Origin of the sequence: Mesorhizobium sp. WSM3859 (genome assembly GCF_002295065.1) — a bacterium.
GTDB lineage: Bacteria > Pseudomonadota > Alphaproteobacteria > Rhizobiales > Rhizobiaceae > Mesorhizobium.
Genome location: NZ_NSGG01000006.1, coordinates 186,931 through 201,522 on the forward strand (window position 1 = coordinate 186,931; position 14,592 = coordinate 201,522).

Sequence of the window (14,592 nt, forward strand, 5' to 3'; positions counted from 1 at the left end):
ACTCGATTGGGACTGGGCTCGCATCAATTGGGCTTTCGCCACCAGGTGGGCAGCTGATAGCCGAATATGGGGGTCTTTTGCGGATGTTCTAGATAGCTCCAGTAAGCAAGCCATTGCTGGGTGTTGTATTGCATCGGCACGATGTAGTTGCCTGATATCAGCAGCCGGTCGAGGACACGGACAGCAGCGACATAGTCCTCCTTGGTCCGGGCGTTCAGCATGGCATCGATCGCGGCATCGATCGCCGGATCGGCGACGCCGGCGAGGTTGAACGACCCTTCGGTCTTCGCGGCGACCGATCCCCAGCGGCCGAGCTGCTCGCTCCCGGGCGACAGGGAGTTGCTGAAGCCGCTGGTGCCGATCAGCACCTCGAAGTCGTAACGCTGCTTGCGCGACTGGATCTGGTCGCCGTCGAGCGTGCGGATGCCGACATCGATGCCGATCTTCTCCAGCGTGCGCTGATAGATGGCCGCCAGCCGCTCTTCGTCCTGCGACGAGGTCAGGATCTCGAAGCTGAAAGGATTTCCCTGCGGGTCGACCATCTTACCGTCCTGGACGTGGAAACCCGCGCCTTTCAGCAATTCGAAGGCCGCCTTGAGAACCTTGCGGTCCTGGCCTGAACCGTCCGTCACGGGCGGGCGCCAGGTGCCGTCCATGACATCGGTAGGCACGCGGCCGGGGTAGGGCGCAAGCAGCACCTTTTCGCGATCGTCGGCCGGGTGGCCGAGCGCGGACAGCTCGGAGTTCTGCCAATAGCTCATGGTGCGGTTGAACTTGCCGCCGAAGAGGTTCTTGTTCGCCCATTCGAAGTCGTAAAGCATGCCAAGCGCGCGCCGCACGGTCGGATTGGCGAATTTCGGCAGCCGGGTGTTGAACAGGAAGCCGGTCACCACCGGGGGAATGCCGGTGTTGAAATATTCCTCCTTCACATCGCCTCTTCGGAAGGCCGGAAAGTCGATGTCGCGTTCGCGCTTGACCGGATCCGTCTCGTCATCGAGGGCGCAGATGCCTTTCTTGAATGCCTCCGTCTTGGCATTGGCATTGAGAAAATACTCGATGGTGACCTGGTCGAAATTGTCGAAGCCGCGCTTGGACGGGACGTCCTTGCCCCAGTAATCAGGATTGCGCTTGAAGACGATGCGCTGCCCCGGCAGCACCTTGTCCACGGTGTAGGGGCCGCTGCCGATCAGCGGCTTCAACGTGGTCTTGTCGAACGTCTCCTTGTCGAAGGCGTGCTTGGGGACGATCGGCGTCAGCGCGACGATGAGCGGGAATTCGCGGTTGGCCTTGTCGTTGAAGGTGAATTTCACGCTGTGCTCGCCGGTCTTCTCCAGCTTGGCGATCATGCTCATGCGATCGCTGTAGGGCGGGCGGCCCTTGTCCTTGAAAACATCGTAGGTGAACAGCACGTCCTCCGGCGTCACAGGCTGGCCGTCCGACCATTTTGCGTTCGGGTTGAGATGGAACTCGATCGACTTGCGACCCGGATCCATGTCGGCGCTGTCGGCAAGCAGGCCGTAGAGGCTGAAAGGCTCGTCATAGTTGCGCTGCATCAGCGGCTCGAAGACGAGATTGCCGTAAACCGTATCGATCATGCCGCGCGCGGTGGTGCGCAGGCTTTTCAGGATGAAGGGGTTGAGGTTGTCGAAGGAGCCGACGACGCAATAGGTGACGCTTCCGCCTTTCGGCGCGCCCGGATTGGCATAGTCGAAATGCTGGTAGTCGGGCGGCAACGCCGGCTCGCCCTGCATGGCGATGCCGTGCTTCGGCTCCGACCGTGCCGGAAGGAGCGCAAGAGCCATAAACGAGGTCGCGGCGATCAATTGGACGAGAACGCGGTCCATGACCGTCTCCTTGGCGGGCAGCTTTATGATTCGTCATGCACCCTAGTGCATTTCACCACCCGATTGAATCGGCGCGCCAACGGGAGTCGGGTTCAGCTGCACCACCGCCGATCGATGCCCGCTCCTGGGGACACGAAACCACGAAGAAATCGCGGAAACCGGGCTGGATTCGACGCCGCCGGCAGTGTAACACGCGCTCCGAAGTCATCCTGTTGCCTCATTTGGGCAACAGGTAGCTGGACCACACGGCACGAAGAAGCCGGTCCCCGGGATCATTTGAGAGGAAAGTGCACCATATGACGATCAACGCGTACCGCCTTTCGGTGCTGGCCGCAGGCGTGGTCGGCGTTCTGGGCGCCGGGCTTTTCACCGCCTCGGCTCAACAGCAGCCGCAGATCCCGCAGGGCTGGTTCAAAGCCTGCACCAAGCAGGAAGATGTCGACATCTGCAATGTGCAGAACATCGTCACCGCCGGCAACGGCCAGCTCGTCACCGGCGTCAGCCTGATCGAGCTCAAGGGCAAGGTGAACCGCAAGGTCTTCCAGGTCACGGTCCCGACCGGCCGCCTCGTGCCTCCCGGCATCGGCCTGCAGATCGATGGCGGCAAAGCGCAGAAGCTTGACTATGTGATCTGCTTCCCGGATCGTTGCGTCGCCGAAGTGCCGCTGACGGACCAGCTCGTGGCGTCTTTCAAGAAGGGTCAGGCGATCTCGCTGACCTCGATCAACTTCCAGAACCAACCGAATCCGATCAAGATCGCGCTCACCGGTTTCAGCGGCGCTTATGACGGCCCGCCGCTGCAGCAGTCGGACATCGAGGACCGGCAGAAGAAGCTCCAGGACTTCGTTGCCAAGAACAACCAGGATTTCGCCAAGAAGCTCAAGGACGAGCAGAACAAGGCCAAGGCCGCGAACTGATCGCGGAATCGTGTTTCTCGGACAAAAAGCGGGGCATTTGCCCCGCTTTTTTGTTATCTCAAGGCCACTGCATTCAATGCTTCGACTGGCGCTTCGGCTCGTAGCGGCCGTCCGGCAGCTTGTCGAACATCTCGCCGATCTGCGGATGCCGCACCGGCTCGCCCGACCGGTCCTCGAGCAGGTTCTGCTCGGACACATAGGCGATGTACTCGGTCTCCGAATTTTCCGCCAGAAGATGGTAAAAAGGCTGGTCCTTGCGCGGACGCACGTCGGCCGGAATGGCCTCGTACCATTCCTCAGTGTTGGCGAATTCAGGGTCGACGTCGAAGATCACGCCGCGGAACGGAAACATCCTGTGACGAACCACTTGCCCGATCGAGAATTTGGCCGTTTTCATCGCACTCACCACTCAGGTTCCGAGGCGCCTTTCGTGGCCGCGCACAGGGCGCCTAAGACCTTGAATTTACACGTCACGCAGCCAAAAATCGACCCCGACTTTCGGCTTGGGCCTATTTGGCGCAGGCGCTGCCGCAATTCAATAGCTGCGGTCCATGCTGCAAGCCACGGATGGGCTGCGCCTAAGGTTTCGCGGGCGGCGTCGAAAAACGCGGCAAGTAGCTTCTAATGCCCGGCCGGTTTGCGCAGGCGGCCGGCGATGGCACGAAAGCCGCTGCCGGGCCGCAGTCCCTCGCGCATGAAGAAGGCGCGCAGCGGGGCGAAGCTGCCCAGCGCATTGAGGCCGGCACTGCGCGCCAGCTGTGCGGGCAGCATGTCGGACAGCAGCGACATGTTGAGCAGGTTCACCGCGCCGCTGCGCGCCCAAATGTCGGGCCGGCGCCTGGTGTCATAGGCGGCAAGACTCCTGTTCGCCCCCGGATCGTCGCGGTTTTCACTGGCGATTCCAATCAGATCATCGATGTCCCTGATGCCGAGGTTGAGCCCTTGGGCGCCGATTGGCGGAAACACATGCGCCGCCTCCCCGACGAGCGCGACGCGATTTTGCGCGAACCGGGCTGGCGAAGCCGCCGACAAAGGATAGATTTGGCGACCCGGCTCGACCGAGACCCGGCCAAGCATCGATTGCATCTGCTGCTCGATACGCTCCGATAGGGTTGCATCATCGAGCGCGGCAAGCTCTTGCGCCGTCTCCGGCTTCACGACCCAGACAAGGCTCGAGCGCCTGCCGGGCAGCGGCACCTGGGTGAATGGGCCTGTTTCGGTGTGGAATTCGGTCGAAACGAAGCCGTGGTCGCTGCGGTGGCCGAAATTGAGGACAAGCGCCGATTGCGGATAAGGCCGCGCGAAAGCGCGAATGCCGGCGGCTTCCCGCGCTGGAGACAGGCGCCCGTCGGCGGCGACCGCCAGGGATGCCGTGACCCCGCTGCCGTCGGCCAGCCTTGCATGGGCATGGTCGGCGTCGAGGCTCCAGGATTCGACGGTGGATTTCAGCCATTTGATGTCGCCATGACCCGAAACGGCCTTGGCGAGGATCGGGATGAGAAGCTTGTTCGGCAGGTTGAGTCCGAATTGTTCCTCGCCGATCTCGCTGGCGCGAAAGGTGACGGTCGGACTGCGGATCAGCCGCCTTGTGGCATCAACGATGCGCATCACCTTGAGCGCCGCCGCCTGCGGCTTCAGTTGGGCAAAAACGCCGAGCCGGTCGAGAACTTTCAAGGCCGGATTCATCAGAGCCGTGGTGCGGCCGTCGCCGCTATTGGCGTCGGGGCCGACCAGTGTCACGTCAAAACCGGCCTCGGCGAATCCGAGCGCCGCGATCAGGCCGGCCGGACCGCTGCCGGCAACCAGGATGCGAGCTTTGTCGTTGTGCTCCACGCCAGGCTTCCACAATGAAAGGCGACCCGTCGGGCCTTTATCCAGGATATAGGTCAGACCAGCCGGCTTGATCAACGCGGCGATTCAGCCCATTCGACTGCCATGAGCGGCGAGCAGCACGATTTCAGCCATCTCGACCGCGCCGGCCGCGCCACGGCGGGCGTGGCGCGCAGTCCGCGCTTTGCGGTCACGCTCACGGTGGGCGTCGCCATTGTCCTTGCATGGTTGCTTCTTGGCGCGATGGCGATCCGCGGCGCTGAAGGCAGCCTTGCCGAAAGGCCCGGCGATTTGCTGCTGAAGAATCTCCCGAGCCTGCCTTTGCCGGACTTTCTCGACCGGTTCTTCGCTCTCTGCCTGGCGCCAGCGCCGCTTGCCGGCCGGGCTAGCCCGCAAGCGCCGGCGCTTGTGCTGATGTGGTTCCTGATGGCGGTGGCCACGATGCTGCCTTCGGCCGCGCCGCTGATCCGCACCTATTGCGAAATCGCCGACACGGCGAGGATCAAGGGCGAGGCGGTTGTTCATCCGCTGGTGCTCGTTACCGGATACCTCACCACATGGCTTGGCGCGTCCGTGGCTTTTGCCGCGCTGACGCTCGCGGTCTACGCTTTTGCCGGCTCCGGCCGGATCCTCGATCCCGCAGTCGGTATTGCCGGCGCCGCGGCGCTGCTTGTTGCAGGCCTTTATCAATTCAGCGACCTCAAACAGGCGTGCCTCGAAAAATGCCGCAACCCGTTCTCGATCCTGTTCGCCAATTGGAGCGCGAAACCGGGCCGCATCTTCCACCTGGGATTGGAGCAGGGCGTCTGGTGCCTTGGCTGCTGCTGGGCGCTGATGCTGGTGATGTTCGCCGTCGGCGCGATGAACGTCTTCTGGATGGCGCTGATCGGGCTGTTCACACTGATTGAAAAACAGACCGCCGGCTGGGTGGCCAGCCGGGTTGCCGGTACGATACTGCTTGTGTGGGCGGCTGCCCTGCTATTAGTTTCGGCGTAAGGGGAGAATTCGATGACCGACCAAAGCTGGGCGATGAAAGGGGAGCTGGTACTCTCCTGCAATTGCACGGTTTTCTGTCCCTGCGTGCTGTCGCTCGGCAGCCACCCGCCGACCGAGGGTTACTGCCAGACCTGGGCCGGCTTCCGCATCGATGCGGGCCATTTCGGCGAGACCGACCTTTCGGGTCTCAATCTCGGCCTGATCATGGAAATCCCCGGCTATATGAGCCGCGGCAACTGGACCGCCGGCCTGTTCATCGACAAGCGGGCGTCGGTCTATGCGGTCAAGGCGCTGACCAAAATCTTCACCGGCAAGGCCGGCGGCACCACCTCGCTGCTGTCGATCCTTGTCGGGAAATTCCTCGGCGTCGAGCAGGTGCCGATCACCTATGAGACGCGTGACAGGACGCGCGTCTTCCAGATACCGAAGATCATCGATGGCGCGGTGACGCCGATCCCCGGCAAGGACCGTGAAAAGGATACGGTGATCACCAATTCCGAATATTGGATCGCGCCGGAAATCATCGTGGCGAAGTCCGACAAGAGCAAGATGCGCGCCTTCGGCCGCAACTGGAATTTTGCCGGTCGATCGGCCGAAATCTGCAAGCTGGACTGGCGGGGACCGTGAGCAAGAACACAGCGGCCCGCAAAGCGGCGAAGAAGATCGCGCAGCGGATTCCGTTGCCGAAGAAGAAGGTGACGTGGCCGCAGGCGCGCGCTTTTTCGGTGCACCTGCTCACCGCGTCGGGTTCGTTTCTGGCTTTCCTATCATTGGTCGCCGCCAGCGAGGAGCGCTGGACCTCGATGTTCTGGTGGCTCGGGTTGGCACTGTTCGTCGACGGCATCGACGGGCCGATCGCTCGCAAGCTCGAGGTCAAGGAAATCCTGCCGACATGGTCGGGAGAGCTCCTCGACAACATCATCGACTATGTCACTTACGTGCTCATTCCGGCCTTTGCGCTCTATCAGCGCGGCTTCATGGGCGAGAACCTGTCCTTCCTGTCCGCGGCCATCATCGTCGTCTCCAGCGCGATCTACTATGCCGACACGGGCATGAAGACGAAGGAGAACTTCTTCAAAGGGTTCCCGGTCGTCTGGAACATGGTGGTGTTCACGCTATTCGTCATCGAGCCGGGGCAGTGGGTGTCTTTTGCCGTAGTGGTGGTGGCCGGCATTTTGACCTTCGTGCCGATCAACTTCATCCATCCGGTGCGGGTGGTGCGGTTGCGGCCAGTCAACCTCGGCATGACGCTTCTGTGGTGCGCCTTCGGCGCGCTGGCGCTGGCGCAGGCAGCGCTTGCCGCTTTCTATGACAAGATCGGCGTGCTGGGCGAGCAGGTCAGCGACTTCACCAAGATCGGCATCACGATCACCGGTCTCTATCTCGCCTGCATCGGGGGCATCATGCAGATGTTTCCCAATCTGGGCGCCAGAAAACCCTGATCCTGGATCAGGATATTTTTGGTCGAATGGTCATCCTGACCTAGCTATCTATCGGCGCATGATCTTCCGAACATCGGTTTTCTCTTTCGGGGGTCATGCTCCAGTTTACATACCCTTCAGAGAGTTGAGCGATGTCCAAGGCAATCCGCATCCACGCCCATGGCGGCCCTGAAGTCATGGCCTATGAAGATGCCGATCCCGGCCAGCCGGGAGAAGGCCAGATCCTGATCCGGCACACGGCGATCGGCCTCAACTTCATCGACGTCTACCACCGCTCGGGGCTTTATCCGCCACCCGGCGGCTTTCCGCTGATCCCGGGCGGCGAGGCGGCGGGCGTCGTGCTGGCGCTCGGCGCCGGCGTCGACTGGCTGAAGCCCGGCGACCGCATCGCTTATGCGGTCAATGTCGGCGCTTATGCCGAGCAACGGGTGATCGCTGCTGACCGCGTGGTCAAGGTGCCGGACGGCATCAGCGACGAGCAGGCCGCGGCGATGATGCTGAAAGGCATGACGGCGGAATATCTCTTGCGCCGTACCTTCCCGGTCAAGGCCGGCGACACGATCCTCTACCATGCGGCGGCCGGCGGCGTCGGCCTGATCCTCGGCCAATGGGCAAAGCATCTCGGCGCGACCGTGATCGGCACCGCGAGCTCCTCCGACAAGATCGAGCTCGCCCGGGCGCATGGCTTCGACCATGTCATCAACTACAAGGAGCAGGATTTCGTCGCCGGCGTCGCGGCGCTTACCGGCTGGAAGAAATGCGACGTCGTCTACGATTCCGTCGGCGCCGACACGTTTCCGGCATCGCTCGATTGCCTGCGTCCGCTCGGCACGTTCGTCAGCTTCGGCCAGTCATCCGGGCCGATCCCGCCTTTCTCGATGTCGCTGCTGGCGCAGAAGGGCTCGCTTTATGCGACCCGGCCGACGCTCTTCGTCTACAACGCCAGGCGCGAGGATATGGTGAAGTCGGCCGAAGCGCTTTTCGACGTGGTCAAGAGCGGCGCCGTCGAGATCAAGATCAACCAGCGCTACGCGCTGAAGGACGCGGGAAAGGCGCAGGCCGATCTCGAAGCCCGCAAGACCACGGGAACGACCGTCCTCATTCCTTAAGTCAACTGCCCTGTTTTTCAGCGACTTGCCGTGCCCGAAGGCACGGCTTGCCTGAAAAGCGCTGCGGATTTTGCCGCTGTTCTCAAGAGGTCTATCTTAGCCCTTGAGTTTCCGCTGAAATTCTTGAAGCTCTTTCAAGTTGGGTCCTGCTTTCCGATGGGAGCCGGCCGCGCATACCATGATCGCGGGAACACAGAACATATCCGGGATACTGGATGGGAGGCACTGTGAGTGCAAATCATGACAGGTCGAACCTGCTTGAGGTTCGTGGCCTTACCAAAATCTTTGGCACGCTGACGGCGTGCGATCACATTGATCTCAACATCGCGAAGGGCGAAATCCACGCGCTGCTCGGCGAAAACGGCGCCGGCAAGTCGACGCTGGTCAAGATGCTGTTCGGCTCGCTGGAGCCAAACTCGGGCGAGATCTTCTGGGACGGCAAGGCGGTCAAGATCACCAGTCCGGGCGTGGCGAAGAAGCTCGGCATCGGCATGGTGTTTCAGCATTTCTCGCTGTTCGAGGCGCTGACGGCGGCCGAGAACATCGCACTTTCGCTCAATGACGGTTCGCCAATCAGCACCATCGCCGCGAAGGCGAGGGCGCTTTCGTTCAGCTATGGGCTGCCGCTCGATCCGGACTCGCTGGTCGGCGATCTCTCCGTCGGCGAACGCCAGCGCATCGAGATCATCCGCTGCCTCCTGCAGACGCCGCAGCTCATCATTCTGGATGAGCCGACCTCGGTGCTGACGCCGCAGGAAGCCGACAAGCTGTTCGAAACGCTGGAGCGGCTTCGCTCGGAGGGCAAATCGATCCTCTACATCTCGCACCGGCTGGAAGAGGTCAAACGCATCTGCGACCGCGCCACCGTGCTGCGTCACGGCAAGGTGGTTGGCCACTGCAATCCGCGTGAGGAGACGGCCGCGTCGCTTGCCCGCATGATGGTCGGCAGCGAGGTGAAGGCCGTGGTGCGCGCGCCGGCGGAAGGCATTGAAACCGCGCCGGCGCTGCTGGAGATCCGCGGGCTCAGCCGCAAGCCGGCGACGCCTTTCGCCATTCCGCTGAAGAACATCAATCTCACCGTGCGCGCCGGCGAAGTGATCGGCATCGCCGGTGTTGCCGGTAACGGCCAGGGCGAATTCTTCGAATCCGTCTCCGGCGAGGTGCTGCAGCAGGATGCGGGTTCGGTGCGCATCCGCGGCAAGGACGCGGGCGCGCTCTCCATCACCGGCCGGCGACTGATGGGCGCCGCCTTTGTGCCGGAAGAGCGCCTGGGACACGGCGCCGCTCCGCGCATGAGGCTTTCGGAGAATCTGCTGCTTTCGCGTCACGCCACCGACGGCAAGGCTTTCGTCGGCTCTGGCGGCATGGTCAAGAACAGCACCGTCTATAGCGCCGCCCAGCGTATCATCACCGCCATGGACGTGCGCAAGAGCGCGCCCGATCCCGAAGCGGCCGCGCTCTCGGGCGGCAATCTGCAGAAATTCATCGTCGGTCGCGAACTCGATCGCAAGCCGAGCGTCATGGTCGTCAACCAGCCGACCTGGGGCGTCGACGCAGGTGCGGCCGCTCGCATTCGCCAGGCCCTGATCGAGCTTGCCCGCAGCGGCTCCGCCGTCCTGGTCATCAGCCAGGACCTCGACGAATTGTTCGAATTGTCGGACGCGATCGCCGTCATGCACAACGGCGAACTGTCGAAGCCGCTGCCGATCGCCGAGGCGACTTTCGAGAAGATCGGCCTGTTGATGGGCGGCGCGGAGCCCGGCCACGCCGAACACGGGATGGAGGTGGCATGATGCGCATCGAACTGGTCAAACGTCCGCAGCGCTCGGCGCTGTTTTCGGTGCTGTCGCCTTTCATTGCCTTCGCGCTGACGATCATGGCCGGCGGCATCATGTTCGCATTGCTCGGCGTCAATCCGCTGGATGCGTTCAACATCTATTTCATCCAGCCGATCAGCGAAGTCTGGCAATTGCACGAGCTGGCCATCAAGGCGGCGCCGCTGATCCTGATCGCTGTCGGCCTGTCGGTCTGCTACAAGGCCAACATCTGGAACATCGGCGCCGAAGGCCAGTTCATCTTCGGCGCGATCTTCGGCTCGATCATCCCGGTGCTGTTCCCGCAATTCGAAGGCCCGCTGGTGATCCCGCTGATGCTCCTGCTGGGCATGGTCGGCGGCGCCTTTTACGCATCGATCGCGGCGTTTTTGAAGACGCGCTTCAGCACCAATGAGATCTTGACCAGCCTGATGCTGGTCTATGTCGCGCAGCTTTTCCTCGACTGGCTGGTGCGCGGCCCATGGCGCGATCCGGAAGGCCATGGCTTCCCGCAGACCATCCAGTTCGGCGACTCGGCCGTGCTGCCCGAACTGATGCCCGATGCCGGCCGTGCCAATTGGGGTTTCGTCTTCGCGTTGGTCGCCGCTGTGGCGATCTGGCTGATGATGAGCCGCATGCTGAAAGGGTTTGAGGTGCGCGTGCTGGGCTCGAGCCCACGGGCAGGGCGCTTTGCCGGCTTCGGCTTCAACCGGATGGTGTTCTTCACCTTCCTTCTGTCCGGCGCGCTGGCCGGCCTTGCAGGCATCTCGGAAGTTTCCGGCGCCATCGGTCAATTGCAGCCGGTGATCTCGCCCGGCTACGGCTTCACCGCCATCATCGTCGCCTTCCTCGGCAGGCTCAATCCGCTCGGCATCGTGGCCGCGGGCCTTGTGCTGGCGCTGACCTATCTCGGCGGCGAGGCGGTGCAGAGCGCGCTCGGCATTTCCGACAAGGTGGCCCGCGTCTTCCAGGGCATGCTTTTGTTCTTCGTGCTCGGCTGCGACACGCTCATCCACTACCGAATCCGCCTAATCGGCATGGCACTGACGAAGGCGAATGGCACGGCGCAACTCGAAGCGGCGCCCAAGCTCGAGGAGGCCCGCTGATGGACATCACCGTCAACATCCTTTTGACCATCGCGACCGCCGCGACGCCGCTGCTGATCGCGGCGATCGGCGAACTTGTGGTCGAACGCTCGGGCGTGCTCAATCTCGGCGTCGAGGGCATGATGATCATGGGGGCCGTCGGCGGCTTCGGCGCCGGCTACCTGACCGGGTCGCCCTGGATCGGACTGCTCGCCGCGATCATCGTCGGTGCGCTGTTTTCGCTGCTTTTCGCGGTCATGACGCTGTCACTCGCGACCAACCAGGTGGCGACCGGCCTGTCGCTGACACTGCTCGGCCTCGGCCTCTCCGGCATGATCGGCACCAGCTTCGTCGGCCAGCCGGGCGTCAGGCTGCCCAACCTGGACATCCCTGGACTGAGCTCGATTCCGGTCGTCGGCAGGCTGATCTTCGGCCAGGATCCGGTCTTCTACATCTCCATCTCGCTGACCGCGGCGGTCATGTGGTTCCTGTTCAGGACGCGCACCGGCCTTACGCTGCGCTCGATCGGCGACAGCCACACATCCGCACACGCGCTCGGCATCAAGGTCATCCGCTACCGTTATCTGGCCGTGATCTTCGGCGGCGCCTGCGCCGGCCTTGCCGGCGGCCATCTGTCCCTGGTCTACACCCCGCAATGGGTGGAGAACATGAGCGCGGGGCGCGGCTGGATCGCGCTGGCGCTGGTGGTGTTCGCTTCCTGGCGCCCGTGGCGGGTGCTGGCTGGCGCCTATATCTTCGGCGCGGTGTGGATCGGCCAGCTTCATGCACAAGCTTTTGGCATTCCGGTGCCGTCGCAGTTTCTTTCTTCGCTGCCCTATCTGGCAACCATCGTGGTTCTCGTTCTAATCTCGCGCAACAAGCGACTGACGATGATGAACACGCCGGCTTCGTTGGGGCAGCCATTCGTTCCGGATCGTTGACGACAACAAAAAGACGGGAAGCTCCAAGGCTTAACTCAGAGAGGTAACACTATGAAAAAACTGCTTATTGCGTTGATGACAACTGCCGCGGTCCTGTCGGTCGCGGCAACCGCCGAGGCGGCCGACAAGCTGAAGGCCTGCTGGGTCTATACGGGCCCGATCGGCGACTTTGGCTATTCCTATCAGCACGACCAGGGCCGGCTCCAGGTCGAGAAGGCACTCGGCGACAAGGTCGAGACCGCTTATCTCGAAAACGTCTCGGAAGGCCCCGACGCCGACCGCGCCTTCGAGCGCCTGGCGCGCGAGAAGTGCAAGATCATCTTTGGCACTTCCTTCGGCTTCATGGACGCCGAGGTGAAGGTCGCCAAGAAATTTCCCAAGGTGATGTTCGAGCATGCCACCGGCTACAAGACCGGCAAAAATCTCGGCATCTACAACGCGCGCTTCTATGAAGGCCGCTATGTGCTCGGCCAGATCGCGGCCAAGGAATCGAAGAAGGGGCTCGCCGGCTACATCGTCTCCTTCCCGATCCCGGAAGTGGTGATGGGCATCAACTCCTTCATGCTCGGCGCGCAGTCGGTCAATCCCGACTTCAAGGTCAAGATCGTGTGGGTGAACTCCTGGTTCGATCCGGGCAAGGAAGCCGACGCCGCCAAGGCGCTGTTCGACCAGGGCGCCGACATCATCGTCCAGCATACCGACTCCACTGCGGCCCTGCAGGTCGCCGAGGAGCGCAAGCTGCACGGCTTCGGCCAGTCCTCCGACATGATCAAGTTCGCGCCGAACGCGGCCTTGACGTCGCTGACCGACGAGTGGGGTCCTTACTACATCAGCCGCGTCCAGGCCGCGCTCGACGGCACCTGGAAGCCGGACAATGTGTGGCTCGGCATCAAGGACGGCGCCGTCAAGCTCGCGCCCTTCACCAACATGCCTGACGACGTGAAGGCGATGGCGGAGGCGACCACGAAGAAGATCGCCGGCGGCTGGAACCCCTTCACCGGACCGGTCTCCAAGCAGGACGGCTCGCCCTGGCTGAAGGACGGCGAGGTCGCCGACGACGGCACGCTGCTCGGCATGAATTTCTACGTGAAGGGCGTCGACGACAAGCTGCCGCAGTAAGCTGCAAGTTACTGATGTCAAAAAGGAAAGGGCGCCGCGCGGCGCCCTTTTTTCTTCGGTGTGCCTTCGCGTTCGAGGACGATCAGACGGCCGATCCATAGAGATCATAGGCGTCGGCGCGGTCGATCTTGACGGTGACGATCTCGCCGGCGCGCAGCGGGCGGCGCGACTGGATGTGCACGGAGCCGTCGATCTCCGGCGCGTCGTATTTCGTGCGGCCTTTGCCGGACGAGCCGTGCACCTCGTCGATCAGCACCGGCAGGCGCTTTCCGACTTTCTTGGCCAGCTGCGCGGCGGAAATCTTCTGCTGGCGCTGCATGAAGCGGTGCCAGCGCGCTTCCTTGACCTCCTGCGGCACCTGCTCAAGACCGAGATCATTGGAGCGCGCGCCCTTGACCGGCTCGTATTTGAAGCAGCCGGCGCGGTCGATCTTGGCTTCGTCCAGCCAGTCGAGCAGCATCTGGAAATCGTCTTCGGTCTCGCCGGGGAAGCCGACGATGAAGGTCGAGCGGATGGCGAGGTCGGGACAGACTTCGCGCCAACCGCGGATGCGGTCCAGCGTTTTTTCGCCATGCGCGGGGCGGCGCATGTTCTTGAGGACCCGCGGCGAGGCGTGCTGGAAGGGGATATCGAGATAGGGGAGGATCTTTCCTTCCGCCATCAGCGGAATGACATCGGCGACATGCGGGTAGGGGTACACATAGTGCATGCGTATCCAGATGCCGAGCTTGCCGAGCTCCTCGGCAAGGTCGAGGAATTTCGCCCGCACCTCGCGATCGCCGAACATCGACGTCTGGTACTTGATGTCGACGCCGTAGGCGCTCGTGTCCTGCGAGATGACGAGGATTTCCTTGACGCCGGCCTTGGCGAGTTTTTCCGCCTCGCGCAGCACGTCCGCCGCCGGCCGCGAGACGAGATCGCCACGCAGCGCCGGGATGATGCAGAAGGTGCAGCGGTTGTTGCAGCCTTCGGAAATCTTCAGATAGGCGTAGTGGCGCGGGGTGAGCTTGACGCCCTGCGGCGGCAAAAGGTCGACATAGGGATCGTGGCTTGGCGGGGCGGCCTCATGCACCGCGGCCATCACGCTCTCATAGGCCTGCGGGCCGGTGATCGCCATCACATTGGGATGCTTCTCGCGGATGACCTCCGGCTCGGCGCCGAGACAGCCGGTGACGATGACGCGGCCGTTTTCCGAAAGCGCGGAGCCGATGGCGTTGAGCGACTCGTCGCGGGCGGAATCGAGGAAGCCGCAGGTGTTGACGACGACGAGGTCGGCGCCGTCATGCCTGCGGGCGATCTCATAGCCTTCGGCGCGAAGCCGCGTGATGATGCGCTCGGAATCGACGAGCGCCTTCGGGCATCCAAGACTGACGAAACTGACGCGTGGGGCGGACATAAGGTTTTCCGGGCTTTTGGGGATCGGCGGCGCAATACCACACTAATTGCGGCATTGGTATGGGCTGGCCCATCCTGCGGCAAAACGCATTCCCCGGCC

13 protein-coding genes are annotated in these 14,592 nt (G+C 62.7%); 9 read left to right on the top strand and 4 right to left on the bottom strand.

Going from position 1 to position 14,592, the window contains the following annotated elements; translation table 11 throughout:
• Positions 1–23: 23 nt before the first annotated feature.
• The gene (locus tag CK230_RS15555; protein ID WP_095818049.1) at positions 24–1,844 is read right to left on the bottom strand and encodes an extracellular solute-binding protein; all 1,821 of its coding nucleotides are present in this window, start codon (positions 1,842–1,844) and stop codon (positions 24–26) included.
• Between the two features lie 296 nt (positions 1,845–2,140).
• Here CK230_RS15555 and CK230_RS15560 point away from each other — a divergent pair, with 296 nt between their 5' ends.
• Positions 2,141–2,761, top strand: a complete 621-nt coding sequence (locus tag CK230_RS15560; RefSeq protein WP_095818050.1) for an invasion associated locus B family protein — start codon at positions 2,141–2,143, stop codon at positions 2,759–2,761.
• Between the two features lie 73 nt (positions 2,762–2,834).
• Here the strand turns inward: CK230_RS15560 and hspQ are convergent, their stop codons facing one another.
• The gene (gene hspQ / locus CK230_RS15565; protein ID WP_176480112.1) at positions 2,835–3,158 is read right to left on the bottom strand and encodes a heat shock protein HspQ; all 324 of its coding nucleotides are present in this window, start codon (positions 3,156–3,158) and stop codon (positions 2,835–2,837) included.
• 224 nt (positions 3,159–3,382) lie between these two features.
• Positions 3,383–4,594, bottom strand: coding sequence for a UbiH/UbiF family hydroxylase (locus CK230_RS15570; protein ID WP_095818165.1), 1,212 nt, complete (start codon positions 4,592–4,594; stop codon positions 3,383–3,385).
• Positions 4,595–4,696: 102 nt separating this feature from the next.
• On the opposite strand from CK230_RS15570, the gene CK230_RS15575 reads away from it, so the two are divergent.
• The 8 genes from CK230_RS15575 (at position 4,697) to CK230_RS15610 (ending at position 13,097) form a co-directional block, all read left to right on the top strand.
• Positions 4,697–5,587, top strand: a complete 891-nt coding sequence (locus CK230_RS15575) for a DUF2182 domain-containing protein (RefSeq protein WP_095818052.1) — start codon at positions 4,697–4,699, stop codon at positions 5,585–5,587.
• A gap of 12 nt (positions 5,588–5,599) precedes the next feature.
• Entirely contained in the window at positions 5,600–6,214 is a 615-nt protein-coding gene (locus CK230_RS15580; RefSeq protein WP_095818053.1) for a DUF1326 domain-containing protein, read from the top strand.
• Complete coding sequence (gene pcsA / locus CK230_RS15585; protein WP_176480113.1) at positions 6,211–7,029, top strand: phosphatidylcholine synthase; 819 nt, start codon at positions 6,211–6,213, stop codon at positions 7,027–7,029. The genes CK230_RS15580 and pcsA overlap by 4 nt, the downstream gene beginning before the upstream one ends.
• Positions 7,030–7,160: 131 nt before the next feature.
• A complete protein-coding gene (locus CK230_RS15590; protein ID WP_095818054.1) occupies positions 7,161–8,138 on the top strand; it encodes a quinone oxidoreductase in 978 nt (325 codons plus the stop codon).
• A 215-nt stretch (positions 8,139–8,353) separates the two neighbouring features.
• Complete coding sequence (locus tag CK230_RS15595) at positions 8,354–9,931, top strand: ABC transporter ATP-binding protein (protein WP_176480114.1); 1,578 nt, start codon at positions 8,354–8,356, stop codon at positions 9,929–9,931.
• Positions 9,928–11,058 (top strand): ABC transporter permease, encoded by a 1,131-nt coding sequence (locus CK230_RS15600; protein ID WP_095818055.1) that lies wholly within the window; start codon positions 9,928–9,930, stop codon positions 11,056–11,058. Before CK230_RS15595 ends, CK230_RS15600 begins: the two co-directional genes overlap by 4 nt.
• Positions 11,058–11,978: an ABC transporter permease gene (locus tag CK230_RS15605; protein WP_095818056.1), complete on the top strand. Its 921-nt coding sequence runs from the start codon at positions 11,058–11,060 to the stop codon at positions 11,976–11,978. Before CK230_RS15600 ends, CK230_RS15605 begins: the two co-directional genes overlap by 1 nt.
• 51 nt (positions 11,979–12,029) lie before the next feature.
• On the top strand, positions 12,030–13,097 hold the full coding sequence (locus CK230_RS15610; protein WP_095818057.1) for a BMP family ABC transporter substrate-binding protein: 1,068 nt from the start codon (positions 12,030–12,032) through the stop codon (positions 13,095–13,097).
• An 82-nt stretch (positions 13,098–13,179) separates the two neighbouring features.
• Here CK230_RS15610 and rimO read toward each other — a convergent pair whose 3' ends face one another.
• Positions 13,180–14,493, bottom strand: coding sequence for a 30S ribosomal protein S12 methylthiotransferase RimO (rimO, locus tag CK230_RS15615; protein ID WP_095818058.1), 1,314 nt, complete (start codon positions 14,491–14,493; stop codon positions 13,180–13,182).
• Between the last annotated feature and the right edge of the window lie 99 nt (positions 14,494–14,592).